The organism is Rathayibacter sp. AY1B4, assembly GCF_002932815.1.
In the GTDB taxonomy this organism is placed as follows: Bacteria; Actinomycetota; Actinomycetes; order Actinomycetales; family Microbacteriaceae; genus Rathayibacter.
Genome location: NZ_PSWN01000001.1, coordinates 207474 through 233366, shown reverse-complemented (window position 1 = coordinate 233366; position 25893 = coordinate 207474). Strand labels below are relative to the sequence as shown.

The window sequence follows — 25893 nt, the reverse complement described above, 5'->3', positions numbered from 1 at the left end:
AGCCTTCAGTGTCGGTGGTGGAGATCAGAAGATGTTGAGTACGAAGCCGCCGATGAACAGCGCGATCGCGCCGACCAGCAGGACGGCCGCGGTGATCGCGAGGACCACCGGGACGCTCACGCCGGCGCGCTTCTGCGGCGCGATCATCGAAGTGCCGGCGGCGTGGGTGGAGACGGCGCTGGACGCCCGGACCGGCTCGGACTCGCCGACGGGCTGCTCGCGGTCGATGCGGTCGACGTAGCGGTCCACATCGGGCGAGTCGTAGAGGTTCGGGTGCTGGCCCGTGGAGCCGAGGCTGCGCGGGAGGTCGAACGAGCCGGTGACGAGGATCTCCCCCGTGTCCGTGCCGACGGTCGCGCCGGGGCCCGTGGTCGGCAGGATCAGCGCGTTGGTGGTGGTGACGGCGCCGGTGGCGGCGACTCCGCTCGCAATGAGGGAGTCGAACGAGGCGTCCACCTCCTCCTTCGACTTGCTGTCGAGTTCCTCGGTGATGGCGAGGTGCTCGATCGGCGGCTCGAAGCTCCCGGTGATCTCGGTGGCCTTCTCGTCGGCGATGTCGAGGGATCCGCCCACCGACGCGAAGAGCGCGGTGTTCAGGTGCGGCTGCTCGGGCTGCTCGCCGGCCGTCGGCTGCTCGTCGTCCGCGTCGCGCTCGTCGGAGGCGTCCGAGGACGGCCTCTCGTCGTCGGAGGAGGGGCTCTCGATCTCGGCCTCGTGCACCTCGGCCGCGTCGGCCGCGTCGGCGTCCGCGGTCGCATCGGTAGCGGACTCGTCCGCCTCCTCCTCGGACGCCTCGGGGGCGTCCTCGGTGACGACGTCCCCGTCGCCCTCCGGCTCCTGCTCCGCTGCACCCTCGGGCACCGGCTCCGCATCACGGGACTCGTCGGCCGCCTCGATCACGGGGACCGCCCCGGTCGGCGGGAGCGCCGAGGCGCGCTCCAGGGCGCCCTCGACGTCGTCTGAGCGCTCGTCGTCGGACCGCTCCTCGTCGGCGGGCGGCTCCGCCTCCGGGGCGGCGGCGACCTTCTCCGCCTGCTGCTGCGCCAGCAGTGCGCGCAGCTCTCGACGGGTCAGCTGGCGGCCCGTGGCGTTCTCGGTGGCGACGATCTCCATCGAGGAGGTGCGCAGGTCGGGCTCGCTCGCGGGGCTCGGCTCGACGGGGGTGATCCGCAGGGCCTGGGTTGGGGTCAGCACGGGCATGTCGCCGGCGGTGGTGGCGGTCGCGGTGGCAGCTCGGCGGGACGTCGTCGGAACGGCGGCGGTCGTGGCCGCACCGGCCTCGCGCCTCTCGCGCTCGCGGATCTCGCGCCGGGTGAGCGGCTTCTCCTCGGGCTGAACTGTCATGACGTGCTCCGATACAGGTGGTGCTTCGAGATGTACTGGACGACACCGTCGGGAACCAGGTACCAGACCGGATGACCCCGGTTGACGCGGCTCCGACAGTCGGTCGAGGAGATCGCCAGTGCCGGAATCTCCAACAAGGATACGTCCTGGGCCGGCAATCCCGAAACGTTGAGGACGTGCCCCGGCCGGCTGACGGCGACGAAGTGGGCCAGCTCCCACAGCTCGTCGTAGTCCTTCCAGCTCAGGATCTGAGCGACCGCGTCCGCGCCGGTGATGAAGAACAGCTCGGCGTCGGGGTGCGCGGCGTGGATGTCGCGCAGGGTGTCGATCGTGTAGGTCGTGCCGATCCGGTCCACGTCGACGCGGCTGACGGTGAAGCGCGGGTTCGACGCCGTCGCGATCACCGTCATCAGGTACCGGTGCTCGGCGGAGGTCACCGTCTTCTTGTGCCACGGCTGGCCGGTGGGCACGAAGACGACCTCGTCCAGGTCGAACGACTGGGCCACCTCGGAGGCGGCGACCAGGTGACCGTGGTGGATCGGGTCGAAGGTGCCGCCCATCACGCCGATGCGCGGACGCCGCGGGCCTCCGCTCGCGGCGGACGTCACGATCGCTGGGCTCCCCGCCTAGTGTCCGTGACCGTGCTGGTCGTGGGAGCCGGCGCCGGTCTTGTGCGAGTGGCGGTTCGCCACGTCGCGGTAGCTCCAGGTGACGAAGCCGAGGGCCGTGAAGGCGACGGCGGCGATCAGGCCGAAGACGATCGGGGGGAACGGCAGCTCCGTGTGGGCCGCTGCTTCGGCGAGGACGGTCGTCGCGAGGGACATGCAGTGCTCCTTGGAGGTCGTGGTCGCCCCGGCGGGGCTCCGACGAGTCTACCCGGACGCCGCTCGACGCCGGATCGCCGGTCCGGGCGCTAGGCGCGGACCTGTCCCGCGCCGCGCAGCAGCCACTTCGTGCTGGTCAGCTCGGGAAGACCCATGGGGCCCCGAGCGTGCAGCTTCTGCGTCGAGATGCCGACCTCGGCGCCGAACCCGAACTCCCCGCCGTCGGTGAAGCGGGTGGAGGCGTTGACCATCACGACCGCGGAGTCGACCTCGGCGAGGAAGCGCTCGGCGCTCCGGAGGTCGTTCGTCACGATCGACTCGGTGTGGTGGGTGGAGTACCGGTCGATGTGGGCCATCGCGGCGTCGAGGTCGTCGACGATCGCGACGGCGAGGTCGAGCGAGTAGTACTCCGCGGACCAGTCCTCATCGGTGGCGGGCACCGCGTCGGGCCAGAGCGCCGCGACGCGCTCGTCGCCGTGCACGGTCACTCCCGCTTCCGCGAGCCGGCCGAGGACGGGCGGGAGGAGGCGCTCGGCGGCGTCGCGGTGGACGAGGAGGGTCTCGAGGGCGTTGCAGGTGCTCGGACGCTGCACCTTGGCGTTGTGGACGATGTCCACGGCCCACTGCTCGTCGGCACTGGCGTCGAGGAAGACGTGGACGACTCCGGCGCCCGTCTCGATCACAGGGACGGTCGACTCGGTCACGACCGACTCGATGAGGCCCGCGCTCCCCCGCGGCACCAGGACGTCGACGTAGCCGCGCGCTCGCATGAGGGCCTTCGCGCCCTCGCGGCCGTGGTCGTCGACCGTCTGCACCAGCTCGGCGGGCAGGCCGACGGAGGCGACGGCCTCCTGCAGCAGCTCCACCAGGACGCGGTTCGTGTTCTCCGCGGCCGAGCCTCCGCGCAGGATCACGGCGTTCCCGCTCTTGAGGGCGAGCGCCGCGATGTCGATGGTGACGTTCGGGCGCGCCTCGTAGATCGCTCCGACCACGCCGAACGGGACCCGCACCTGGATGAGAGAGGCGCCGTTGGGCAGGTTCGATCCCCGCACCGTCTGCCCGACCGGATCGGTGAGCCCGACGACCGCGACGACGGCGTCGGCGAGGGACCCCAGGCGCGCTGCATCGAGGCGGAGGCGGTCCTGCAGGCCCGCGCTCATCCCGCTCTCGCGACCCCGCTGGAGGTCGAGCTCGTTCGCCGGGACGACGCGCTCGGCGCTCGAGCGCACCGCGTCGGCGATGGCGAGCAGAGCCCGGTTCTTGAGGTCGGTGGTCGCACTGCGGAGGGAGCGCGACGCGACGCGGGAGGCGGCGAACCGCTCGGTCAGCGCACTGCTGTCGGGGGTCGTCTGCGGCATCCGGCCAGTGTAGAGGCAGACGACCCCGGCGGCGGGAGTCAGCTCTCCTCGCCGGCCTCCGTGCCGTCGCCCTCGTCGGCGACGCGCCAGACGCCGCCCTGGCGCTCGCGCTCGAGCTCCGCGCGGGCCTCGGCCTTGGCGTCCATCCGCTCGAAGTAGTCCTCGCGACGCTCGTTGCGGGTCTTGCGCCGGTTGTCCTCGAGGCGGAGGTCCGTTCCGCGGGGCGCAGTGATGAGCTCGGCGGTCGAGGTGAGGGTCGGCTCCCAGTCGAAGACGACGCCGTCGCCGGGGCCGATGACGACGGTGGAGCCGGCGACCGCTCCGGCCGAGAAGAGGCCGTTCTCGACTCCGAGCTTGGCCAGACGGTCGGCGAGGAAGCCGACGGCCTCGTCGTTCGTGAAGTCGGTCTGCGCGACCCAGCGCACGGGCTTGGTGCCCAGGACCCGATAGACGTTCCCGTACGAGCCGCCCTCGACCCGGATCTCGAAGTCCTTCTCGTCCACGGCGCGGGGGCGGATGGTGATGCGCTCCACCCGCGGCACAGCGGCGAGCTCGAGGCGGTGCTTCTCGACGATCTCGGCGAGGGCGAACGTCAGCTGGCGGAGTCCCGAGTGGCTGACCGTCGAGATCTCGAAGACGCGGTAGCCGCGGCCCTCGAGGTCGGCCCGGACGAAGTCGGCCAGCTCCTGGGCCTCGGGCACGTCGACCTTGTTGAGCGCGATCAGCTGCGGGCGCTCGATCAGCGGCACCTGTCCGTCGCCGACGGGGTACGCCGCCAGCTCCCCGAGGATGATGTCGAGGTCGGTCAGCGGGTCGCGGCCGGGCTCGAGCGTGGCGCAGTCGAGCACGTGGACGAGCGCGGTGCAGCGCTCGACGTGGCGGAGGAACTCCAGGCCCAGGCCCTTGCCCTCGCTCGCGCCCTCGATGAGACCGGGCACGTCGGCGACGGTGAACCGCGACTCCCCCGCCTGCACGACGCCGAGGTTGGGCGCGAGGGTCGTGAACGGGTAGTCCGCGATCTTCGGCTTGGCCGCCGAGATCGCCGCGACGAGGCTCGACTTGCCCGCCGAGGGGAATCCGACGAGCGCGACGTCCGCGACGGTCTTCAGCTCGAGGACGACGTCGCCCTCCCAGCCCGGCGTGCCGAGCAGCGCGAAGCCGGGCGCCTTGCGCTTCGTGGTGGCGAGCGAGGCGTTGCCGAGCCCGCCCTGCCCGCCCGGAGCGATGACGAACCGGAGGCCGGGCTCGTCCATGTCGATCAGCTGGTCGCCGTCCGGCGACTTGACGACCGTGCCGACCGGGACGGGGAGCTCCATGAGCTCGCCGTTCCCGCCCGCGCGGTGGTCGCCCATGCCGGGACCGCCGTTCTCGGAGCTGCGGTGCGGGTGGCGGTGGTAGGCGAGCAGCGTCGTCGTCTGCGGGTCGGCGACGAGGACGATGTCGCCCCCGTGCCCGCCGTTGCCGCCGTCGGGGCCGGCGAGCGGCTTGAACTTCTCGCGACGGACGGAGACGCAGCCGTTGCCGCCGTGGCCGGCACGCAGATGCAGCGTGACGTTGTCGACGAAGGTGACCATGGTGTGAATCCGTCCGTGAGTGCGTGCGGCGCCGGGATGCCGGCGCCGGGGGGCTGTGCCCCGGTAAACGCGCAAGGGGCGAGCCGAAGCCCGCCCCTTGCGTCCTGTGCCTGTGCGGCCGAGGAGGTCGACCCTACTGGGCGGCCGCCACGATGTTGACGACCTTGCGGCCGCCCTTGCTGCCGAACTCGACAGCGCCCGCCGAGAGGGCGAACAGGGTGTCGTCGCCACCGCGTCCGACGTTCGCGCCGGGGTGGAAGTGGGTGCCGCGCTGGCGGACGATGATCTCGCCCGCGTTCACGACCTGGCCGCCGAAGCGCTTGACGCCGAGACGCTGCGCGTTCGAGTCGCGACCGTTGCGAGTGGAGCTCGCGCCCTTCTTGTGTGCCATTTCTCATCTCCTCGAGACCGGGGGGCCGCAGCCCCGTGCTGTTGCCCTGCAGGGCGATGGCTCGCTCCGCAGGTCAGCTCAATTCCTTTGCAGGACTACTTGATGCCAGTGACCTTGACGCGCGTGAGGTCCTGACGGTGCCCCTGGCGCTTCTTGTAACCGGTCTTGTTCTTGAACTTCTGGATGATGATCTTCGGACCACGGAGGTCCTCGAGCACCTCGGCGGTGACGGTGACGCCCGCGAGGGTCGCCGCGTCCGAGGTGATCGACTCACCGTCGACGAGCAGCACGGCAGGAAGCTGCACGGTGCCGTTCTCGTCGGCCTTGACGCGGTCCATCGTCACGATGGTGCCGACCTCGACCTTCTCCTGCCGACCGCCGGCGCGCACAACTGCGTAAACCACTTCTCGTACCTGTTTCTCGTCTGGACGGAGCGGAGGCCTCGTCCGGGGCTTGTAGGGACGGGGCTGAGCCCCGGTCTTCCGGTTCGTACCCGTCTCCTCACGACACGAGGGAACCGGCACCGCGGCCCGCGCCCCGTGAGGGGCGGAGCGACAACGGAAATCTGCGTGAGCACATGGATCGCGCCACACCAACGGTCAAGAGTACGGGATCCGCGCTCCACGGTCAAACGCACACGACTGCGAAGCCGTGTCCACCCGACCGGCGACCCCGTCACGATAGTCGAGGAGGAGGCACGTGGACGGACGGCGCGCCGCCTACGATCGGGGAATGGCCATCCTCGTCGACGCCGCGCGCTGGCCGGCGCACGGCCGGCTGTGGGCGCACCTCGTGAGCGACGTCTCGCTCGAGGAGCTCCACGACTTCGCGCGCCGTCTCGGCGTGCCCGAGCGCGGCTTCGACCTGGACCACTACGACGTGCCCGACGAGCGGATCGACGAGCTCGTCGCCGCGGGCGCGGTCCCCGTCGGCGCGCGGGAGCTGGTCGAGCGGCTGAGGCGGAGCGGGCTCCGCGTCCGCGGGCGCGACCGGGACGCCGAGAGGGCCCGGCGCCGGCTCTCGCCGGGCACCGGGCCCTCCTGACACCGGGTCGCGCTACTGGTCGGCGCGGCGCGGGGTCTGCTCGGGGATGACCGCGACTCCGGTGAGCGCGGCCGTCGTGACGCGCCGGCTCTTCGCACGGCCCTGGCCGGGCTGCTTCGGGGCCGGCAGAGCGTCGAGCACGGAGTCGAGCAGGTGCTCGGCGACCTCGCTGCGGACGCGGCGCGGAGGCGTGACCGGCGCGATCGGGATGTCGAGGATCGGCGCGGCAGCGGCCGGCTCGATCTCCTTCTCGACCGGGGTCTCGACGGGAGCCGACTCGACGGCCGCCGTCTCGGCGGCCTCCTGGCGCGGCTCGCGGTCGCGGCTGCGACGACGGCGCTCACCCCGGGCGGGACGCTCGCCGCGACGGCTCGGCTCGGACGGCTGCTCCTCGGGTGCCGTGGCGGACTCCTCCGGCGCCATGGCCTCGACGGTCTCGGCGGCGTCCTCGACCAGCGCGGCCGCCTCCTCCGCCGCCTGGCGCACGGCCTGGGGGTGGATGGTGCTGGCGGCGATCTGCGCGAGCGCGTTCTTCGCGTCGTCCGTGATGGCGTGGGTGCTGACCGGCTTGGTGGCCGGCGCGCCCTGCCCGTTCTGCCCGCCGTTCGAGCGCCCGGAGGCGGCGGGCTGCTGCTCGCCGCCCTTGCCCCGGCGGCGCTGCTCCTGCTGCGGAGCGGCGGTCGACCGGTGCTTGAGCACGGGGTCGTGGTGGACGATGACGCCGCGCCCGGCGCAGATCTCGCAGTTCTCGCTGAAGGTCTCGAGCAGGCCCAGGCCCAGCTTCTTGCGGGTCATCTGCACGAGGCCGAGCGAGGTGACCTCGGCGACCTGGTGCTTCGTCCGGTCGCGGCTCAGGCACTCGACCAGGCGGCGGAGCACGAGGTCGCGGTTGGACTCGAGCACCATGTCGATGAAGTCGACGACGATGATGCCGCCGATGTCGCGCAGGCGCAGCTGGCGGACGATCTCCTCGGCCGCCTCGAGGTTGTTCTTCGTGACAGTCTCCTCGAGGTTCCCGCCCGAGCCGACGAACTTGCCGGTGTTGACGTCGACCACCGTCATCGCCTCGGTGCGGTCGATCACGAGCGAGCCGCCGCTGGGCAGCCACACCTTGCGCTCCAGCGCCTTCTCGATCTGCTCCGTGATGCGGAACTCGTCGAACGCGTCCTTGTCACCCGTGTAGACCTCGACGCGCTCGAGCAGATCGGGTGCGACCTGGCTGAGGTAGAGCTCGATGGTCTCGCGGGCGTCGTCGCCGGCGATGACCATCTTCTCGAAGTCCTCGTTGAAGACGTCGCGGACGATCTTGATCAGCAGGTCCGGCTCGCTGTGCAGGAGAGCGGGAGCCTGCCCGCTCGCGGCCTTCGCGCTGAGCGCCGTCCACTGCGCGGTCAGGCGCTCGACGTCGACGGTCAGCTGCTCCTCCGTGGCGCCCTCGGCCGCGGTCCGGACGATGACGCCCACGTTCTCGGGCAGCACCTCCTTGAGGATCTTCTTCAGGCGGGCGCGCTCGGTGTCCGGGAGCTTCCGCGAGATGCCGTTCATCGAGCCGTTGGGCACGTAGACGAGGTAGCGGCCGGGGAGCGAGATCTGGCTCGTGAGACGGGCGCCCTTGTGGCCGACGGGGTCCTTCGTGACCTGGACGAGGACCCGGTCGCCGGGCTTGAGCGCGAGCTCGATCCGGCGGGGGCCGCCGGCGTTGTTCGCGGCGTCCCAGTCGACCTCGCCGGAGTAGAGCACGGCGTTGCGCCCGCGTCCGATGTCGACGAAGGCGGCCTCCATGCTCGGGAGGACGTTCTGCACGCGGCCGAGGTAGACGTTGCCGATGAGCGACGCCTCCTGCGAGCGGGCGACGTAGTGCTCGGCGAGGACGCCGTCCTCGAGCACTCCGATGCGGATGCTGTCCTCCTTGGAGCGGACGACCATGACGCGGTCGACGGCCTCCCGGCGGGCGAGGAACTCCGACTCGGTGACGACCGTGCGGCGCCGGCCGGCGTCGCGGCCGTCGCGGCGGCGCTGCTTCTTGGCCTCGAGGCGGGTCGAGCCCTTGATGCGCTGCGGCTCGGTGATGAGCTCGGGCTCGCGGGCCTCGCGCTGCTCGCGCGGCTGGCGGACCCGGACGACGGTGTTCTCGGGGTCGTCGGAGCCGGACCTCTCGCTCTCGCCGCTGCGGCGGCGCGAGCGGCGGCGGACGGAGCCCTGCTCCTCGGCCGGGCTCTCGCGCTCCTCCTGGACGCCCAGCGGCGCACCGCGGGGAGGCAGCGGAGCCAGCTCGACGTAGTCGGGCAGGACCGGCGCCTGGAACAGCAGCGACGGGCTCGGCAGTGCGGGCCGTCGCGGCTCCTCCTGCTCGGCGCCCGGGGTCTGCGGGAGGGCGTTGAAGAACACCGCGCCCGTCGACGTCGACGGCTCGGCCGCCTCCGCGGCGCTCCCGGTCTCGGGCAGCTCGGTGCCCTCGGCTCCGGTCTGGTCGGTCTCGTTGCTGTCGATGATCGTCTCCCCTGTCGCTGGCGCGCTCGACTCGGTCCGCCGGGTCGCCCGGCGGCCACCGAAGAGGCGGCTGATCTTCCTGGCCCCGCTGCGGGGCTCGTCGCGGTCCGGATCGGATCCGCTCGTACTGTTGTCTTCCACCATTCCTGGTGCACTCCTCGGCCGGGTCGTCCGCCGCGTCGTCTTCCCGGATGCTTCTCTCGTGCGAGGGGCCTCGGCCCGCCGCGAATCCTTCCGCTCCCCCGGTCCCGTCGCGCTCGTGGCGCGGGACTCCGGTTGCAGCTGCACACTCGGAACTGACTATCCGACACGCGCTCCCCCGCGGTGCGACCTGCGGTCGACTCCCGGCGGAGCGGAGATCCGGCGCGTCCATTCGCGGAACGCTGTCGATCTCCTGTGGCCCGGTACTCGCCCGGTAAACCTTCTTCGCGTCGATGCGGGGTCCCCCGGACCGACGGCTCCGATTATCGCACGCATTCCCAGAGGCGCCGATCCGGCGCGTGCCATAATCCCCCGGTGTCCAGCGATCCCGGGGTGCGCGACGCCCCCACCCAGCAGCGCCCCGTCCTCTTCGCCGTCCTGCTGATCGTCCTCGGCGTGATCGGCTGGACCGCCGCCTTCGCTCTCACGAACGACAAGTTCGCCGCTCTCGAGAACCCCGATGCGGGCCTCGGCTGCGACTTCAGCCTGCTGGTGCAGTGCAGTGCGAACCTGAACTCGGCGCAGGGCGCGGTCTTCGGCTTCCCGAACCCTCTCATCGGCCTGGCGGCCTGGATCGCGCCGATCGTGGTGGGGCTGGGCCTGCTCGCGGGCGCCCGGTTCGACCGGTGGTTCTGGGCGGCCTTCAACGTCGGCTTCCTGCTGGCCCTGGTGTTCGTGGGCTGGCTCATCGCGACGAGCGTCTTCGCGCTCGGAACCCTCTGCCCCTGGTGCATGCTCACCTGGGCCGTCGTCATCCCGGGCTTCTGGCTGGTGACGCTCCGCAACCTCCGTGAGGGCGTGTTCCCCGTCCCCGCCGGGGTGCGCCGCTTCGCCGGTGCCGCCTACGGCTGGGTCCCGTTCATCACGCTGCTCTGCTACCTGCTGATCGCGGTGATCGCGCAGGTGAGGCTGAACGTGCTCGCCTACCTCTGACGGACGTCGTCAGAGGCAGGCGGCCGAGCGGCTCAGGCGAACCAGAGACCGAGCTCGCGCGCGGCCGACTCCTCGGAGTCGGACCCGTGCACGAGGTTCTGCTGGACCTTGAGGCCCCAGTCGCGGCCGAGGTCGCCGCGGATGGTGCCGGGAGCGGCCGTGGTCGGGTCGGTGGTGCCGGCGAGGGCGCGGAAGCCCTCGATCACACGGTCGCCCGCGATGCGCAGGGCGACGATCGGGCCGCTCTCCATGAACTCGACGAGCGGCTCGTAGAAGGGCTTGCCCTCGTGCTCGGCGTAGTGGGCGGCGAGCAGCTTGCGGTCGGCCTCGACGAGCTTCACGTCGACGAGGGAGTAGCCCTTCGCCTCGATGCGGCGGAGGATCTCGCCGGTGAGGTTGCGGGCGACGCCGTCGGGCTTGACGAGGACGAGGGTCTCCTGAGTGGCCATGGTTCAGCGGTCTCCTTCGGTGGGGGCGGTGGGCTCCGCCGCCCGGCGCGTCTGAGCGTCGAGGCGGGTGCCGGTCACCATGCAGTACGTCCACAGCGCCACGAAGGCGGCGCCGATCACGTACATGATCGGGACCAGCAGGCCCGAGGCCACGATAACGAACTGCAGCACCCAGCCGATGCGGAAGCCGACCGGCCGGTTCAGCAGGCCCAGAGTGGCGACGAGCGCGAGGCAGACCACCGCTCCCCCGACCAGCACGACCACGGGGTCGGCCGCCTTCAGCCCGAAGGCCACCAGGGTGGCGAGGAAGACGATGACCGCCTCGAAGCCGAGCACGATCGAGCCGAGGCTCTCCCGGACGGTCCGCGAGCGCCGCGGGCGCCCGGCCCTCACGCGCCCATCCAGTTCTCGTCGCGGGCCGCAGTGATCGTGCGGCCGACGAGGGTGATCGAGCCCGTGACCAGCAGAGCGCCCTTGTCGGTGCGCGCCGCGAGGACGCGGCCGGCCGTGAGAGCACCCAGCGGGTCGTCGGCGACGCGGACCGCCTCCTCCGGGAACACGGTGCGGGCGAGCGCGGCGAGCTCCTCGGCGGGCATCGCCCGATCGCTCGGCGCCGTGGTCACGATCAGCTCGTCCACCACGGGGCGGAGCTCCCGGAGGATCCCCTCGGCGTCCTTCTCGGCCAGCACGCCGAGGACGGCCGTCACGCGGTCGAAGTCGAAGTAGCGCCCGAGAGCGGCGGCGAGGGACGCGGCCCCGTGCGGGTTGTGCGCCGCGTCGACGACGGTGCGCGGAGCCAGTCCGACGAGCTGCAGGCGGCCCGGGGAGGTCGCGGCGGCGAAGCCCTCGTCGAGGACGTCGCCGGTGAGCTCCTGCGTCCCGCCTCCCAGGAAGGTCTCGACCGCGACGACGGCCACGGCGGCGTTCTCGGCCTGGTGGTCGCCGAAGAACGGCAGCAGCAGCTGCTCGTACGTGGTGACGAGTCCCCGGACGGTGACGACCTGGCCGCCGACGGCGACGGTCGTCGACTCGACGTCGAACTCCGCCCCCTCGACGACGATCGTCGACTCGGTGGCCTCGGCCGCGTGCCGCAGCACCGCCTCCGCCTCCGGGACCTGCCTCGCGGAGACCACCGAGGCGAGCGGCTTGACGATGCCCGACTTGGTGCGCGCGATCTCCTCGATCGTCGAGCCGAGGCGGTCGGTGTGGTCGAGGGCGATCGGCGTGAAGACGGCGACCTGCGCGTCGGCGACGTTCGTCGAGTCCCACTCGCCGCCCATCCCCACCTCGACGACGGCCACATCGACCGGCGCGTCGGCGAAGGCCGCGTAGGCCAGGACGGTGATCGCCTCGAAGAAGGACAGCGGCGCCTCGCCCTGCTCGGCCAGCTCGGCGTCGGTCATCCGCAGGTACGGCTCGACGTCCTGCCAGTTGTCGGCGAGGCTCCGGTCCGAGATCGGCTCTCCGTCGATGACGATGCGCTCGTTGAAGCGCTCGAGGTGCGGACTGGTGAACAGGCCCACCCGCAGCCCGTGGGCGCGCAGCAGGCTCTCGATCATCCGGCTGGTCGAGGTCTTGCCGTTGGTTCCGGCGATCTGGATCACCGGGTAGGCGCGCTGCGGGTCGCCGAGGATCTCGACGGCGCGCCGGGTCGGAGCGAGGCGCGGGCGGACGCTCGCCTCGCCCAGGCGCTCCAGCAGCGCGGCGTAGACGGCGTCGGCGGCTGCGCGGTCGGCGTCGTCCGGCTCGAACGGATCAGACATCGGCGGCCTCGACCTTCTCGACGCGGATGATGGCGGTGCCCGCGGGGCCGACGGCGATCGCGCCCTCGCCGCCCTCGAGAGCCGTGGTGAGCGGAGTGAACGCGCATCCGGTCGCGAGGGTCTCCTCCGCGATCCAGAGCGCGTGCGGCTCGAGCGCCTGCAGGCTCGGCTCGTCGAGCACGACCTCCAGGACGATCCGGTCGCTGACCTCGAACCCGGCCGCCTTGCGGGCGTCCTGCACCGCGCGGATGAGGTCGCGGGCGAGCCCCTCCGCTTCGAGCTCGGGGGTGGTCGCCGTGTCGAGGAGCACGAAGCCCCCGCGCGGGAGCAGGGCGATGGCGCGGTCGTCGCCGGCCGAGCCGCCGACCTCGAGCGTGAGCTCGTACTCGCCCTCGACCAGCTCGACGCCGCCGGCGGTGACGACGCCGTCCGTCTCGCTCCAGTCGCCGGCCTTGGCGGCCCTGATCACGGTCTGCACGCCCTTGCCGAGCCGGGGCCCGGCGGCGCGCGCGTTGACCGCGAGACGGGAGGTGACGCCGTAGTCGGCGGCGCTGGAGTCGACCAGCGGCACCAGCGACACCTCCTTCACGTTCAGCTCGTCGCGGAGGATCGCCTCGAACGGCGCGAGCTCGGCGGCGTCCGCGACCACCACGGTCAGGCGCGCGAGCGGCAGGCGAACGCGGAGCCCGGCCTGCTTGCGGAGGGAGAGCGCGGTGGACGAGATGCCGCGGACAGCGTCCATCGCGTGCACGAGCGCAGGGTCGGCGGGGAACTCGTCCGCCTCCGGCCAGTCGGTGAGGTGGACGCTGCGGCCGCCGGTCAGGCCCTGCCAGATCTGCTCCGTGACGAGAGGCAGGAGCGGGGCGGCGACGCGGCACACGGTCTCGAGGACCGTGTAGAGCGTGTCGAACGCCTCCGATCCGCGGCCGTCCTCGTCGACGCCCTGCCAGAAGCGGTCGCGGGAGCGGCGCACGTACCAGTTCGTCAGCACGTCGCTGAAGTCGCGGAGCGCGGCGGCCGCGAGCGTGGAGTCCAGCGCCTCGAGCCGGCCGGTCACGGTCTCGACCAGATCGCGGGTCTTGGCCAGCAGGTAGCGGTCGAGGACGTCCTCGGAGCCGGTGCGCCTGGTCGCCTCGTAGCCGCCGCCCGCCGAGGCGTTGGCGTAGAGGGAGAAGAAGTACCAGGTGCTCCACAGCGGCAGCAGCACCTGGCGGACGCCCTCGCGGATGCCCTCCTCCGTCACGACGAGGTTGCCGCCCCGGAGGACCGGGCTCGACATCAGGAACCAGCGCATGGCGTCGGAGCCGTCGCGGTCGAAGACCTCGGCCACGTCCGGGTAGTTGCGCAGCGACTTGGACATCTTCTGCCCGTCGTTGCCCAGCACGATGCCGTGGCTGACCACGTTGCGGAACGCCGGGCGGTCGAAGAGCGCGGTGGAGAGCACGTGCAGCGTGTAGAACCAGCCGCGCGTCTGCCCGATGTACTCGACGATGAAGTCCGCCGGGTTGTGGGTGTCGAACCAGTCCGCGTTCTCGAACGGGTAGTGCACCTGGGCGAAGGGCATCGATCCGGAGTCGAACCAGACGTCGAGGACGTCGCTGATCCGGCGCATCGTCGAGCGCCCGGTCGGGTCGTCGGGGTTCGGGCGGGTCAGCTCGTCGATGAACGGCCGGTGCAGGTCGTCCGGGCGCACGCCGAAGTCGCGCTCCAGCTCGTCCAGCGAGCCGTAGACGTCGATCCGCGGGTACTCCGGGTCGTCGCTCTTCCACACCGGGATCGGCGAGCCGAAGTAGCGGTTGCGGCTGATGGACCAGTCGCGCGCGCCCGAGAGCCACTTGCCGAACTGGCCGTCCTTGACGTTCTCGGGGACCCAGGTGATCTCCTGGTTGAGCTCCTCCATGCGGTCGCGGATCGCGGTGACCCGGACGAACCAGCTCGAGACCGCCTTGTAGATCAGCGGGTTGCGGCAGCGCCAGCAGTGCGGGTACGAGTGCTCGTAGCTCGCCTGGCGGAGCAGCCGGTGGCCCGCGCGCAGGAGCTGCGTGAGGGGCTTGTTCGCGTCGAAGACCTGGAGGCCGGCGACCTCGCTGATCTGCGGCAGGAAGCGGCCGCCGTCGTCGACCGAGATGATGACGGGGATGCCCGCCGCCTCGCAGACCTTCTGGTCGTCCTCGCCGTAGGCGGGCGCCTGGTGCACGATGCCGGTGCCCTCGCTGGTGGTCACGTAGTCGGCGACGAGGATGCGCCACGCGTTCTGCGTGCCCCAGGCCTCGGTGTCCGCGTAGTGGTCCCAGAGGCGGTCGTAGCTGATCCCCTCGAGCTCGGAGCCGCGGTGGGTGCGCGAGACGGCGGCCAGGGCCGACTCCGCGTCCGGATAGCCGAGGTCCTTCGCGTAGGCGCCGACCTGGTCGATGGCGAGCAGGTACTCGGCCGAGAGCTCGCGCTCCTCGGGCTCGCCCCTGCCGTCGGCCGCGCCGTTCGGGCCGGCGGGGACGACCGCGTACTCGATGTCGGGCCCGACGGCGAGCGCGAGGTTCGTCGGCAGCGTCCACGGCGTCGTCGTCCACGCGAGAGCGCGGACCGCCGTCAGCTGGAGCGCCTCCGCCGTCTCGCCGACCAGCGGGAAGGTGACGGTGACCGTCTGGTCCTGCCGCATCTTGTAGACGTCGTCGTCCATCCGCAGCTCGTGGTTCGAGAGCGGCGTCTGGTCGCGCCAGCAGTACGGCAGCACGCGGTGGCCCTCGTAGGCGAGGCCCTTGTCGTAGAGCTGCTTGAACGCCCAGATCACCGACTCCATGAAGGTGGGGTCGAGCGTCTTGTAGTCGTCGTCGAAGTCGACCCAGCGCGCCTGGCGGGTGACGTAGTCCTGCCACTCCCCGGTGTAGCGCAGCACCGACTCCTTCGCGGCGGCGTTGAAGGCCGCGACGCCCATCTCCTCGATCTGGGACTTGTCGGTGATGCCGAGCTGCCGCTCCGCCTCGAGCTCGGCGGGCAGGCCGTGGGTGTCCCAGCCGAAGCGGCGGTGCACCTGCCGTCCGCGCATCGTCTCGAAGCGGGGGAAGACGTCCTTGGCGTAGCCGGTGAGGAGGTGCCCGTAGTGCGGCAGGCCGTTGGCGAACGGCGGGCCGTCGTAGAAGACCCACTCCGGCGCTCCCTCGCGCTGCCGGATCGACTCCTGGAAGGTGTCGTCCGCCTTCCAGTACGCGAGCACGCGCTCCTCGATCTCGGGGAAGCGCGGCGACGGGGACACGCCCCGGCCGAACGCGGAGCCCTCGGCGGGCTCGGCTCCGTGCGGGGTGGGCGGGGTCAGGGGGTAGGTCACGTGCGGTCTCCTGGCAGTGCTGCTGGTCTGCACGAGGACGGCCCGCCCGGATCTCAGACCCCGGGCCGGGTCGCGGTACCACCTCGCTTGGACCGGTCGGCCGGTCGCTCCCGGAGGAGTGCCCGCTGACGCGTTCCCACTCGATCGGCTGTCACGGGCCGCACCCGTCCGGGTCTACTGGGCGCAGGCCGGAGCCGGCACCGTTCTTCCGGAGACTCACCGGTGATGGCCGGGTCGAAGTCGTCCGGCGCTATCCTAGCGCGTCGGGGGAAGCGGAGCAGGAGCGGGTCATGGTGCGAGGAGTGCAGCGCGGACGGCCCCGCGCGTCGTCGCGCTCCATGCTCGAGGACGCCGCACTGGACCTCTTCGTCGAGCAGAGCTACGCGGGCACGACGATCGAGCAGATCGCCCAGCGCGCGGGCGTCTCGCGCAACACCTTCTTCAACTACTTCGAGTCCAAGAGCGACGTCTTCTGGGTGCTGGTCGACGACCGGCTGGCCGAGCTCCCGGAGGCGCTGGCCGAGACTGCGGCAGAGGCGCCGGTGATGGACGCGCTCGGCGACGCGCTGCTCGCGATCGGCTCCGGCTTCGGACCCGCGACGGTGCCGTGGGTGCTCACCCAGTCCGACATGATCGGCAGCGTCCACGAGCTGCAGGCGTCGGCCCTCGGCCGCCTCGCGCGGCAGGCGGCCGTGATCGCCCGCTTCGTGGAGGAGCGGAGCGCGCGCCCGCTGCCCTCGCACCTCTCGCGCGCCATCGCCTACGCGAGCGTCGGAGCCGCGGTGGCGGCCGTGCAGGCCTGGGCCGCGGCGGGCCCCACCCGCGGCGAGCTCGTGCCCTATCTCGACGAGGCGCTCGCGCCCGTCCGCGCCGGCTTCGCCCCCGTCGTCGACTGACCCGGCTCCCGCCGCTCCGGTAGAATCGTCGCGGCCGGCGGGCGACTCGCCCCGGAGCCCCATCCAGGCACCATCACCACCGACGCGGTGCCGCCCATAGCGAACCGGAGCATCATGACCCTCGCCGACCGCCTCCTCGCGAAGCCCGCCCTCGAGGGCCTGGAGGGCACGTGGGGCCTCCGCTGGCAGACCGACGGGACCTACCGGTTCGACCGCACCGGCCTCACCCGCGCCGACGTCTACTCGATCGACACCCCGCCGCCCACCGCCTCCGGGTCGCTGCACATCGGGCACGTCTTCTCCTACACGCACACCGACGTCGTCGCGCGGTTCCAGCGGATGCGCGGCAAGAGCGTCTTCTACCCGATGGGCTGGGACGACAACGGCCTGCCCACCGAGCGCCGCGTGCAGAACTACTACGGTGTGCGCTGCGACCCGACGCTCCCCTACGAGCCCGGCTTCACGCCTCCGTTCGAGGGCGGCGACAATAAGAGCAGCAAGGCCGCCGACCAGAAGCCGATCTCGCGCCGCAACTTCGTCGAGCTGTGCGAGCGCCTCACCGTCGAGGACGAGAAGCAGTTCGAGGACGTCTGGCGCGCCCTCGGCCTGTCCGTCGACTGGTCGCAGAGCTACCGGACCATCGGCGACGAGTCGCAGGCCGCCTCGCAGCGCGCCTTCCTCCGCAACCTCGCCCGCGGCGAGGCCTACCAGGCGCAGGCCCCGACGCTCTGGGACATCACCTTCCGGACCGCCGTCGCCCAGGCGGAGCTCGAGGACAAGGACCAGCCCGGCGCCTACCACCGCCTCGGCTTCCACCGCGACGGCGGTGAGGACGTCTTCATCGAGACGACCCGTCCCGAGCTGCTGCCCGCCTGCGTCGCCCTCGTCGCGCACCCCGACGACGAGCGCTACCAGGCGCTGTTCGGCACCACCGTCCGCACGCCGCTCTTCGACGTCGAGGTCCCGGTGCTCGCGCACCACCTCGCGCAGAAGGACAAGGGCTCGGGCATCGCGATGATCTGCACCTTCGGCGACGTCACGGACGTGGTCTGGTGGCGCGAGCTCGACCTGCCCAACCGCGCGATCATCGGCTTCGACGGCCGCCTGATCTCGGAGGCTCCCGCCGCGATCACGAGCGACGCGGGCCGCGCCGCCTACGAGCAGCTCGCCGGCAAGACCGTCTTCTCCGCGAAGCAGGCCGTCGTGGCGCTGCTGAAGGAGTCCGGCGAGATGGTCGGCGACCCGCGCCCCATCACGCACCAGGTCAAGTTCTTCGAGAAGGGCGACAAGCCGCTCGAGATCGTGTCGACCCGCCAGTGGTACATCGGCAACGGCGCTCGCGACGCGGTGCTCAAGGAGCGCCTGCTGGAGCTCGGCCGCGACGTGCGCTTCGTGCCGGAGTTCATGCGCGTCCGCTACGAGAACTGGGTGAACGGCCTCTCCGGCGACTGGCTGATCTCGCGCCAGCGCTTCTTCGGCGTGCCGATCCCGGTGTGGTACCCGCTCGACGGCGACGGCAACCCCGTCTTCGACTCCCCGATCGTGCCGGACGAGGCGGCGCTGCCGGTGGATCCCTCCAGCGACCCGGCCCCCGGCTACTCGGAGGACCAGCGCGGAGCGGCGGGCGGCTTCCAGGGCGAGCTCGACGTGATGGACACCTGGGCGACCTCCTCGCTGACCCCGCAGCTCGCGGGCGGCTGGGAGCGCGACGACGAGCTCTGGCAGCTGGTCGCTCCCTACGACCTGCGCCCGCAGGGCCAGGACATCATCCGCACCTGGCTCTTCTCTACCCTCCTGCGCTCGCAGCTCGAGGACGGCCGCGCCCCGTGGAGCACGGCGACCGTGTCCGGCTTCATCGTCGACCCCGACCGCAAGAAGATGTCGAAGTCGAAGGGCAACGTGGTCACTCCCGCCGCGATGCTCGAGCAGCACGGCTCGGACGCGGTCCGCTACTGGGCCGCCTCCTCGCGCCTGGGCACCGACGCGGCCTTCGATCCGCAGAACCCGACGCAGATCAAGATCGGCCGCCGACTGGCGATCAAGATCCTCAACGCGGCGAAGTTCATCCACGGGTTCCCTCTCGCCGAGGGCGCCGAGGTCACCGACCCTCTCGACCTCAGCATGCTGGCCACCCTCGACACTGTGGTCGCCGACGCGACGACGGCGCTCGAGAACTACGACCACGCCCGCGCCCTCGAGACGACGGAGGCGTTCTTCTGGACGTTCTGCGACGACTACCTGGAGCTGGTGAAGGAGCGCGCGTACAGCGAGGACGGCGCGTCCGCCGCGGCCGCCCTGCACCGGGCGCTCGACGTCCTCCAGCGCCTGTTCGCGCCGTTCCTGCCGTTCGCGACGGAGGAGACCTGGTCGTGGTCGCACGACGACTCGGTGCACCTGCGCCCCTGGCCGGCCGTCGAGGGCCTGGGCGGCGACCCCGCCGTCCTGGCCGCGGCGAGCTCCGTCCTCACGGCCATCCGGCGCGCGAAGACCGATGCGAAGGCCTCGCAGAAGACGCCGGCCCGCTCCGCCCTGGTGACGGCGCCCGCCGAGCTCGTCGCGTCTCTCCGACTCGCCGCGGGAGACCTCGCGGCCGTCGGCAGGATCGCGACGCTCGACTTCGCCGAGGGCGACGCCCTCGCGGTCGGCATCGAGCTCGAGACCGAGGCGTAGCGCCGCTCCCGGGGGGCGGGAACCGTCCCGCCTCCCTCCCCACCGTCGAGAGGACCCCTCCCATGCAGCTCGGAACCCGCTGGTCGGTCGGCCAGGTGCCGCCGCAGACCCTCCCCGAGATCGTCGTCACCGCCATCGGCGACGTCGAGGGCGAGCTCGCCGCGGCCGGCACGGCGACCGCCGACTGGCGCTGGACGCTCACCTGGCTCGAGGGCAGGCCCGTGCTCGAACTCGACGACGGCACGACGATCACCTACCGTCCCGACGAGGACGCTGCCTACATCACGCAGCCGCAGGGCCGTGTGGAGGGCGAGGACGACGACGACTGGGGCTGACGCCCCTTCGCGGCGCGGTCGCCGAGCCCGGTGAGCGCGCGCGTCCTGCGATCCTGAGCCGGAGCCCTCTCCCCCGCTCGCGCTCTAGGCTCGCAGGATGAGTGCTCCCGATCCCGTCGCCGTCCTGCTCGAGCCGAGCGGACTCCCCCACGGGCTCCCCGACTTCGCCGCCGTCGACCCCGAGGCCTACCGCCCGGCGTTCCTCGAGGCCCTCCGCCGGCACCGCGCCGAGATCGGCGCGATCGCCGGCGCCTCCGAGCCGCCGACCGTCGAGAACACCCTCGTCGCCCTCGAGCGGGCGGGCCGCGAGCTGCGCCGGGTGAGCGCCGTCTTCTTCACCGTCGCCGCCTCCGACCGCACTCCGCTCACCGACGCTCTGGAGGCCGAGCTCGCTCCGCTGCTCTCGGCCCACAGCGATGCGATCAGCCTCGACCCGCGCCTGTTCGCCCGGCTCCGCGCTCTCGCCGAGCAGTCGACGGAGCTCGACCTCGACGCCGAGACGGCCTATCTCCTGGAACGGAGGATCACCGGGTTCGAGCGCTCCGGTGCGCTCCTCGACGACGCGGGGAAGGCACGGCTCGGCGAGCTGAACGAGCAGCTGTCGACCCTGACCACGCGCTTCGAGAAGGACCTGCTCGCCGAGTCGAACGACCGGGCGGTCCTCCTCGAGGACGTCGCCGGCCTCGACGGGCTCGACGAGTCCGACGTCTCGGCCGCCGCGCGCGCCGCCGCCGACCGCGGCGTCGACGGCTGGCTGATCACCCTGCCCCTCTACTCCGGCCACCCCTGGCTCGCGCGTCTGCGCGACCGCGGCGTCCGCGAGCGCGTCCTGCGCGCCTCTGTCGGCCGCGGTGCGGAAGGCGGGCCGCACGACACCACCGCGACCCTGCAGCAGATCGTCGCGCTGCGGGCCGAGCGCGCAGCTCTGCTGGGCGCGGCCTCGCATGCCGAGTTCGTGATCTCGGGCCAGACCGCGGGCTCGCCGGAGCGCGTCCTGTCGCTGCTGCGCGAGCTCGCCGCTCCCGCCGCCCGGAACGCGAGGATCGAGCTCGAGCGGATGCAGGCCTCCGCCGACGCCGAGCAGGACGCCGCCGGAGCGCCGCGCTTCACGATCGAGGCGTGGGATCGCGCCTACTACGAGGAGCGCGTGCGGTCGGAGAGCTACTCCGTCGACTCCAGCGCACTGCGTCCCTTCTTCGAGCTGGAGCGGGTGCTCCGGCACGGCGTGTTCGCCGCCGCCACCGGTCTCTACGGCGTCCGCTTCTCGGAGCGGAGCGACCTGGCCGGCTACAGCGAGCACGTCCGCGTGTTCGAGGTGCACGAGGAGGACGGGACGCCGCTGGGCCTGTTCCTGCTCGATCCCTTCACCCGCGACTCGAAGCGCGGCGGGGCGTGGATGAACTCCCTCTCCAGCCGCACGTCGCTGCTCGGTGACTCCGCCGTCGTCGTGAACAACCTGAACCTGTCGGCTCCGGGCCCGGGCGAGCCCGCCCTTCTCAGCCTCGACGAGGTGGAGACGCTGTTCCACGAGTTCGGGCACGCCCTGCACGGCCTGTTCGCGAGCACGCGGTACCCGCGCTTCGCCGGTACCGCGGTGTTCCGGGACTTCGTCGAGTTCCCGAGCCAGGTGAACGAGACGTGGGTGCGCCGCCCTGGGCTCCTCGCCGAGTACGCCCGCCACGTCGAGACCGGCGAGGCCCTGCCCGCGGGGACCGTCGAGCGCCTCGAGGCGTCCGCGCTGTGGGGCGAAGGCTTCGCGACGAGCGAGTACCTGGCGTCCGCCCTGCTCGACCTCGCCTGGCACTCCCTGCCGGCACCGGTCGAGCCGCGCGACGCGGCCGCCTTCGAGCGCGACGTGCTCGACGGCGCGGGCCTCCTCCTCCCCGCCGTGCCGCCCCGCTACCGCAGCACGTACTTCGCGCACGTCTTCTCCGGCGGCTATTCCGCGGGCTACTACTCCTACATCTGGAGCGAGATCCTCGACGCGGACACGGTCGAGTGGTTCGAGGAGAACGGCGGCCTCGACCGCTCGGCGGGCGAGCGCTTCCGCCGCGGGGTGCTCGAGCTCGGCGGCTCCCGCGATCCGCTCGACGCGTACCGCGCGTTCCGCGGGCGGGATGCGCGGACCGAGCCGCTGCTCGCGCGCCGCGGCCTCCTCTAGCGGCGCCGGGGGACGAGCCAGGCGAGGAGGACGAGTCCCACGACAAGGCCCCAGAAGGCCGAGCCGATCCCTGCGATGGTCGTGCCGGAGGCGGTGACCAGGAGCGTCGCCGCCGCCGGCAGCCGCAGCCGCGCGTCCTCCACAGCGGCCTGCACCGCCGACACGAACACCCCCAGCAGCGCCAGACCGGCGACCGCCTCGATCAGCAGCGGGCTCGCGGAGGACACCAGCGCGGCGGCCGCTCCGGCGAACACGCCCAGCACGAGGTAGGAGGCGCCCGCCGAGACCGAGGCGACCCAGCGCTGCTCCGGCCGCGGCGAGGCCTCGGGACCCGCGGTCAGCGCGGCGCTGAGCGCGGCGTAGTTGATCGGCACGCCGCCGAAGACCGCCGAGACCCCGGAGAGAGCACCGGTCGAGACGATCCCGGGACGCGAGTGGGCCGCGAAGCCGAAGCTCGTCAGCACCGCGATGCCCGGGATGTTCTGCCCGGCCGTGGTGACCACGTAGAGCGGCAGGCCGATCCCGACCATCGCTCCGATCTCGAACACCGGAGCGACGAACTGCGGCACGGGGAGCAGCGGTGCACCGGCGAGTGCCGCGCCGTCCGTCACGACCAGCAGCACGATCGCCAGAGCGATCGCGGCCGGCACCGCCCAGCGGGGCAGGAGCCGCAGGAGCAGCAGCCAGAGCAGGATCACCGGCAGGGCGAGTAAGGGGATCTCGACCGCCGCGCGCACCGGCGCCAGGACGAGCGGGAACAGGATGCCCGCGAGCATGGCGTTCGCGAGCGGCCGCGGGATGCGCGCGACGAGCCTCCCGAGCGCCGGCCACAGCCCGGTGACCACCAGCAGAGCGGAGGCGACCAGGAACGCTCCGACCGCGCGGTCGAAGCCACCGGGGAGCGTCGCGGTCGCGGCCAGCAGGGCGGCGCCCGGCGTGCTCCAGGCGAAGGTCATCGGCACGCGGTAGCGGATGCTCAGCGCGATGCACAGGACTCCCTGCAGCACGCAGACGGCGAGGAGGCCCGAGGCCGCCTGTTCGTCCGTCGCGCCCACCGCGACCACCCCGGCGAGCACGATCGCGAACGAGCTCGAGAAGCCGGTCAGGGCGGCGACGATCCCGGCGAGCAGCGGCTGAACGATGGCGATGCCTCCCGGGGGATCGACCGGCACCGAGGCGGCGGGACGCGCCGTCGGCGCGCTCCGCCAGGTTAGGGAAGCGAGAGCGCCTCGCCCGACGATCCGCCGGGCCAATCGCGGTGAACTGGCAGAGCGGGGCGGGGAGCGACTAGGCGCTCTTCTCCTGACGGCGGGGAGCGTGGGGGACGATCGTCGGGGCCGCGTTGTCGAGCACCGCGGCGCGGGTGACGACGACCCGAGCCACCTCGTCCGAGGAGGGCACCTCGAACATGATCGGGCCGAGCACCTCCTCGAGGATCGCGCGCAGTCCGCGGGCGCCGGTCTGGCGGAGGACCGCCAGGTCAGCGATGGCCTCGAGAGCGCCCCGGTCGAACTCGAGCTCGACGCCGTCGATCTCGAACATCCGCTGGTACTGCTTCACGAGCGCGTTGCGCGGCTCGGTGAGGATCTGCATGAGCGCGACCTGGTCCAGCTGCGTGACCGTCGTGACGACGGGGAGGCGCCCGATGAACTCGGGGATCAGCCCGAACTTGTGCAGGTCCTCCGGGAGGACCTCGCTGAAGATGTTGATCTCGTCTTCCTTGTTGTGCAGCGGGGCGCCGAAGCCGATGCCGCGCTTGCCCGCCCGCGACGAGATGATGTCCTCGAGTCCGGCGAAGGCGCCGGCGACGATGAAGAGGACGTTCGTCGTGTCGATCTGGATGAACTCCTGGTGCGGGTGCTTCCGCCCGCCCTGCGGGGGCACGGAGGCGACGGTGCCCTCGAGGATCTTGAGCAGCGCCTGCTGCACTCCCTCGCCCGAGACGTCGCGCGTGATCGAGGGGTTCTCGGCCTTCCGCGCGATCTTGTCGACCTCGTCGATGTAGATGATGCCGGTCTCGGCACGCTTGACGTCGTAATCGGCGGCCTGGATGAGCTTGAGGAGGATGTTCTCGACGTCCTCGCCGACGTAGCCCGCCTCGGTGAGGGCCGTGGCGTCCGCGACGGCGAAAGGCACGTTGAGGCGCTTCGCGAGGGTCTGGGCGAGGTAGGTCTTCCCGCAGCCCGTGGGGCCGATGAGCAGGATGTTGCTCTTGGCGATCTCGACCTCGTCGTGGATCGCGTCGGCGGCGGTGATGGTGTTGCGGGCGCGCACGCGCTTGTAGTGGTTGTACACGGCGACGGCGAGGGCCTTCTTGGCCTGCTCCTGCCCGATCACGTACTCCTCGAGGAAGCCGAAGATCTCCTTCGGCTTCGGGAGGTCGAACTCGTGGCTCGTCTCCTCGCTCGACTCGGAGAGGCGCTCCTCGATGATCTCGTTGCAGAGCTCGACGCACTCGTCGCAGATGTAGACGCCCGGTCCCGCGATGAGCTGCTGGACCTGCTTCTGGCTCTTGCCGCAGAAGGAGCACTTCAGCAGGTCGGCGCTTTCGCCAATACGTGCCACGGGGATGCCCCACTTCCTTGTCGTGCGTCTGTCGTGCGTCGGTCGGTCGTGCAACGGAGCCCGGAGCTCCGGCCGGTGCGAGCGGGACGAGCCCCCTGACACTGCTCCGAGCCTAGCCGCTGAGCCGCGAGGGCTCGGCAGGCGGGCCGGATTCGCCGTGCCTTGCGCCTCGTGTGGCGCTTTGCTACGGCGACGGAGGACGCAGAGAGGGGCCGGGCGGCGGATCGCTCCGCCACCCGGCCCCTCCTGGACGCCCTACGCCGTGAGAGCCGGGAGGCTCTTGCGGCTGGTGAGCACCTGGTCGATCAGCCCGTACTCGAGCGCGTCGCTCGCGCCGAGGATCTTGTCGCGGTCGATGTCCTTCTTGACCTGCTCGATCGAGCGGTTCGAGTGGTGCGACAGCGTCTCCTCGAGCCACTCGCGCATGCGCATGATCTCGGCGGCCTGGATCTCGATGTCCGAGGCCTGGCCCCCGCCCTGCTGCACGGCGGGCTGGTGGATGAGGATGCGCGCGTTCGGCAGCGCGAGGCGCTTGCCCGGCGTTCCCGCGGCGGTGAGCACGGCGGCGGCCGAGGCGGCCTGGCCGAGCACGACCGTCTGGATGTGCGGGCGGATGTACTGCATCGTGTCGTAGATCGCCGTCATCGCGGTGAAGGATCCACCGGGCGAGTTGATGTACATGACGATGTCGCGGTCCGGGTCCTGGCTCTCGAGCACGAGGAGCTGGGCCATGATGTCGTCCGCGGAGGCGTCGTCGACCTGGACGCCGAGGAAGATGATGCGGTCCTCGAAGAGCTTGGCGTACGGGTCCTGGCGCTTGTAGCCGTAGGCCGTGCGCTCCTCGAACGTGGGGAGGATGTAGCGCGAGGACGGTGCGGCTCCGGAGCCGAACGCCGTTCCGCCGAAGGTGGGTGTGGTCATTGTCTGTTCCTGATCTCTCGGCGCGTTCGCTGGACTACTCGTCGATGGCGGTTCCGCCACCGCCGGCCACGTCGGTCGCCGACGAGCGGATGTGGTCGACGAAGCCGTAGGCGAGGGCCTCCTCGGCGCTGAACCAGCGGTCGCGGTCGCCGTCCTCGTTGACCTGCTCGACGGTCTTGCCGGTCGCCTTGGCGGTGATCTCGGCGAGGCGCTTCTTCATGTCGAGGATGAGCTGCGCCTGGGTCTGGATGTCGGAGGCCGTGCCGCCGAAGCCGCCGTGCGGCTGGTGGAGGAGCACTCGCGCGTTCGGGGTGATGTAGCGCTTGCCCTGGGTTCCGGCGGTGAGGAGCAGCTGGCCCATGGAGGCCGCCATCCCGATGCCCACGGTCACGATGTCGTTCGGGACGAACTGCATCGTGTCGTAGATCGCCATGCCCGCGGTGATGGAGCCGCCGGGCGAGTTGATGTAGAGGTAGATGTCCCGCTCGGAGTCCTCGGCTGCCAGGAGCAGGAGCTTCGCGGCGATCTCGTTCGCGTTCTCGTCGCGCACCTCGGAACCGAGCCAGATGATCCGGTCCTTGAGCAGGCGGTCGAAAACACTGTTGGGCATAACCATGTCGGCCATGTATTGCTCCGTTTCAGTTGTCGCTTC

Annotated in this window: 22 protein-coding genes; 6 read left to right on the top strand and 16 right to left on the bottom strand. The window is 71.7% G+C overall.

Annotation, left to right across the window (positions count from 1 at the left end; genetic code table 11):
- Positions 1-24 precede the first annotated feature (24 nt).
- From C5D66_RS01140 to rplU, 7 genes are all read right to left on the bottom strand, one after another.
- On the bottom strand, positions 25-1344 hold the full coding sequence (locus C5D66_RS01140; RefSeq protein WP_104254913.1) for a hypothetical protein: 1320 nt from the start codon (positions 1342-1344) through the stop codon (positions 25-27).
- A complete protein-coding gene (nadD, locus tag C5D66_RS01135) occupies positions 1341-1952 on the bottom strand; it encodes a nicotinate-nucleotide adenylyltransferase (protein ID WP_104223678.1) in 612 nt (203 codons plus the stop codon). The genes C5D66_RS01140 and nadD overlap by 4 nt, the downstream gene beginning before the upstream one ends.
- An 18-nt stretch (positions 1953-1970) precedes the next feature.
- Positions 1971-2168 carry a hypothetical protein gene (locus C5D66_RS01130; RefSeq protein ID WP_104223679.1) on the bottom strand — a complete coding sequence of 66 codons (198 nt, stop codon included), beginning with the start codon at positions 2166-2168 and terminating at the stop codon, positions 1971-1973.
- Positions 2169-2257: 89 nt separating this feature from the next.
- Positions 2258-3526, bottom strand: coding sequence for a glutamate-5-semialdehyde dehydrogenase (locus C5D66_RS01125; RefSeq protein ID WP_104254914.1), 1269 nt, complete (start codon positions 3524-3526; stop codon positions 2258-2260).
- 38 nt (positions 3527-3564) lie between these two features.
- On the bottom strand, positions 3565-5100 hold the full coding sequence (gene obgE / locus C5D66_RS01120; RefSeq protein ID WP_104223681.1) for a GTPase ObgE: 1536 nt from the start codon (positions 5098-5100) through the stop codon (positions 3565-3567).
- Positions 5101-5233: 133 nt separating this feature from the next.
- Positions 5234-5491, bottom strand: coding sequence for a 50S ribosomal protein L27 (gene rpmA, locus C5D66_RS01115; protein ID WP_068209107.1), 258 nt, complete (start codon positions 5489-5491; stop codon positions 5234-5236).
- Positions 5492-5586: 95 nt separating this feature from the next.
- Positions 5587-5895 carry a 50S ribosomal protein L21 gene (rplU, locus tag C5D66_RS01110; RefSeq protein WP_104223682.1) on the bottom strand — a complete coding sequence of 103 codons (309 nt, stop codon included), beginning with the start codon at positions 5893-5895 and terminating at the stop codon, positions 5587-5589.
- A 328-nt stretch (positions 5896-6223) separates the two neighbouring features.
- Between rplU and C5D66_RS01105 the strand changes: the two genes are divergently transcribed.
- A complete protein-coding gene (locus C5D66_RS01105; protein ID WP_104254915.1) occupies positions 6224-6535 on the top strand; it encodes a DUF4031 domain-containing protein in 312 nt (103 codons plus the stop codon).
- Between the two features lie 12 nt (positions 6536-6547).
- On the opposite strand, the gene C5D66_RS01100 is transcribed toward C5D66_RS01105, so the two are convergent.
- Positions 6548-9169 carry an Rne/Rng family ribonuclease gene (locus C5D66_RS01100; protein WP_104254916.1) on the bottom strand — a complete coding sequence of 874 codons (2622 nt, stop codon included), beginning with the start codon at positions 9167-9169 and terminating at the stop codon, positions 6548-6550.
- A 372-nt stretch (positions 9170-9541) separates the two neighbouring features.
- Between C5D66_RS01100 and C5D66_RS01095 the strand changes: the two genes are divergently transcribed.
- Positions 9542-10159, top strand: coding sequence for a vitamin K epoxide reductase family protein (locus tag C5D66_RS01095; protein ID WP_244230638.1), 618 nt, complete (start codon positions 9542-9544; stop codon positions 10157-10159).
- Positions 10160-10191: 32 nt separating this feature from the next.
- On the opposite strand, the gene ndk is transcribed toward C5D66_RS01095, so the two are convergent.
- The 4 genes from ndk to ileS are packed head-to-tail and all read right to left on the bottom strand — an operon-like array spanning position 10192 to position 15693.
- Entirely contained in the window at positions 10192-10608 is a 417-nt protein-coding gene (ndk, locus tag C5D66_RS01090; RefSeq protein WP_104254917.1) for a nucleoside-diphosphate kinase, read from the bottom strand.
- A gap of 3 nt (positions 10609-10611) precedes the next feature.
- On the bottom strand, positions 10612-11001 hold the full coding sequence (locus tag C5D66_RS01085; RefSeq protein ID WP_258061495.1) for a DUF4233 domain-containing protein: 390 nt from the start codon (positions 10999-11001) through the stop codon (positions 10612-10614).
- Positions 10998-12371, bottom strand: coding sequence for a folylpolyglutamate synthase/dihydrofolate synthase family protein (locus C5D66_RS01080; RefSeq protein ID WP_104254918.1), 1374 nt, complete (start codon positions 12369-12371; stop codon positions 10998-11000). Before C5D66_RS01080 ends, C5D66_RS01085 begins: the two co-directional genes overlap by 4 nt.
- Positions 12364-15693, bottom strand: a complete 3330-nt coding sequence (ileS, locus tag C5D66_RS01075; protein ID WP_104273176.1) for an isoleucine--tRNA ligase — start codon at positions 15691-15693, stop codon at positions 12364-12366. Before ileS ends, C5D66_RS01080 begins: the two co-directional genes overlap by 8 nt.
- 290 nt (positions 15694-15983) lie before the next feature.
- On the opposite strand from ileS, the gene C5D66_RS01070 reads away from it, so the two are divergent.
- From C5D66_RS01070 to C5D66_RS01055, 4 genes are all read left to right on the top strand, one after another.
- Positions 15984-16589, top strand: a complete 606-nt coding sequence (locus C5D66_RS01070) for a TetR/AcrR family transcriptional regulator (protein WP_104254919.1) — start codon at positions 15984-15986, stop codon at positions 16587-16589.
- Between the two features lie 114 nt (positions 16590-16703).
- Positions 16704-19259, top strand: a complete 2556-nt coding sequence (gene valS / locus C5D66_RS01065) for a valine--tRNA ligase (RefSeq protein ID WP_104254920.1) — start codon at positions 16704-16706, stop codon at positions 19257-19259.
- 62 nt (positions 19260-19321) lie between these two features.
- Positions 19322-19594: a hypothetical protein gene (locus tag C5D66_RS01060; protein ID WP_104250565.1), complete on the top strand. Its 273-nt coding sequence runs from the start codon at positions 19322-19324 to the stop codon at positions 19592-19594.
- 97 nt (positions 19595-19691) lie between these two features.
- The gene (locus C5D66_RS01055) at positions 19692-21755 is read left to right on the top strand and encodes a M3 family metallopeptidase (RefSeq protein WP_104254921.1); all 2064 of its coding nucleotides are present in this window, start codon (positions 19692-19694) and stop codon (positions 21753-21755) included.
- Here the strand turns inward: C5D66_RS01055 and C5D66_RS01050 are convergent.
- From C5D66_RS01050 to C5D66_RS01035, 4 genes are all read right to left on the bottom strand, one after another.
- Positions 21752-22927, bottom strand: a complete 1176-nt coding sequence (locus C5D66_RS01050; RefSeq protein ID WP_104254922.1) for a benzoate/H(+) symporter BenE family transporter — start codon at positions 22925-22927, stop codon at positions 21752-21754. The genes C5D66_RS01055 and C5D66_RS01050 overlap by 4 nt on opposite strands.
- 115 nt (positions 22928-23042) lie before the next feature.
- Positions 23043-24320: an ATP-dependent Clp protease ATP-binding subunit ClpX gene (clpX, locus tag C5D66_RS01045; RefSeq protein WP_104223693.1), complete on the bottom strand. Its 1278-nt coding sequence runs from the start codon at positions 24318-24320 to the stop codon at positions 23043-23045.
- A gap of 255 nt (positions 24321-24575) precedes the next feature.
- Positions 24576-25241, bottom strand: coding sequence for an ATP-dependent Clp protease proteolytic subunit (locus C5D66_RS01040; protein ID WP_068253282.1), 666 nt, complete (start codon positions 25239-25241; stop codon positions 24576-24578).
- 34 nt (positions 25242-25275) lie between these two features.
- Entirely contained in the window at positions 25276-25866 is a 591-nt protein-coding gene (locus C5D66_RS01035; RefSeq protein WP_097165884.1) for an ATP-dependent Clp protease proteolytic subunit, read from the bottom strand.
- Positions 25867-25893 lie beyond the last annotated feature (27 nt).

Bases quoted from the DNA above. Each gene is read 5' to 3' on its own strand.
- C5D66_RS01140 (WP_104254913.1), bottom strand. From the start codon at position 1,344: ATGACAGTTCAGCCCGAGGAGAAGCCGCTCACCCGGCGCGAGATCCGC.
- rpmA (WP_068209107.1), bottom strand. From the start codon at position 5,491: ATGGCACACAAGAAGGGCGCGAGCTCCACTCGCAACGGTCGCGACTCG.
- C5D66_RS01080 (WP_104254918.1), bottom strand. From the start codon at position 12,371: ATGTCTGATCCGTTCGAGCCGGACGACGCCGACCGCGCAGCCGCCGAC.
- C5D66_RS01060 (WP_104250565.1), top strand. From the start codon at position 19,322: ATGCAGCTCGGAACCCGCTGGTCGGTCGGCCAGGTGCCGCCGCAGACC.
- obgE (WP_104223681.1), bottom strand. From the start codon at position 5,100: ATGGTCACCTTCGTCGACAACGTCACGCTGCATCTGCGTGCCGGCCAC.
- C5D66_RS01125 (WP_104254914.1), bottom strand. From the start codon at position 3,526: ATGCCGCAGACGACCCCCGACAGCAGTGCGCTGACCGAGCGGTTCGCC.
- C5D66_RS01105 (WP_104254915.1), top strand. From the start codon at position 6,224: ATGGCCATCCTCGTCGACGCCGCGCGCTGGCCGGCGCACGGCCGGCTG.
- ndk (WP_104254917.1), bottom strand. From the start codon at position 10,608: ATGGCCACTCAGGAGACCCTCGTCCTCGTCAAGCCCGACGGCGTCGCC.
- C5D66_RS01070 (WP_104254919.1), top strand. From the start codon at position 15,984: ATGGTGCGAGGAGTGCAGCGCGGACGGCCCCGCGCGTCGTCGCGCTCC.
- C5D66_RS01040 (WP_068253282.1), bottom strand. From the start codon at position 25,241: ATGACCACACCCACCTTCGGCGGAACGGCGTTCGGCTCCGGAGCCGCA.
- valS (WP_104254920.1), top strand. From the start codon at position 16,704: ATGACCCTCGCCGACCGCCTCCTCGCGAAGCCCGCCCTCGAGGGCCTG.
- C5D66_RS01100 (WP_104254916.1), bottom strand. From the start codon at position 9,169: ATGGTGGAAGACAACAGTACGAGCGGATCCGATCCGGACCGCGACGAG.
- C5D66_RS01130 (WP_104223679.1), bottom strand. From the start codon at position 2,168: ATGTCCCTCGCGACGACCGTCCTCGCCGAAGCAGCGGCCCACACGGAG.
- C5D66_RS01055 (WP_104254921.1), top strand. From the start codon at position 19,692: ATGAGTGCTCCCGATCCCGTCGCCGTCCTGCTCGAGCCGAGCGGACTC.
- C5D66_RS01035 (WP_097165884.1), bottom strand. From the start codon at position 25,866: ATGGCCGACATGGTTATGCCCAACAGTGTTTTCGACCGCCTGCTCAAG.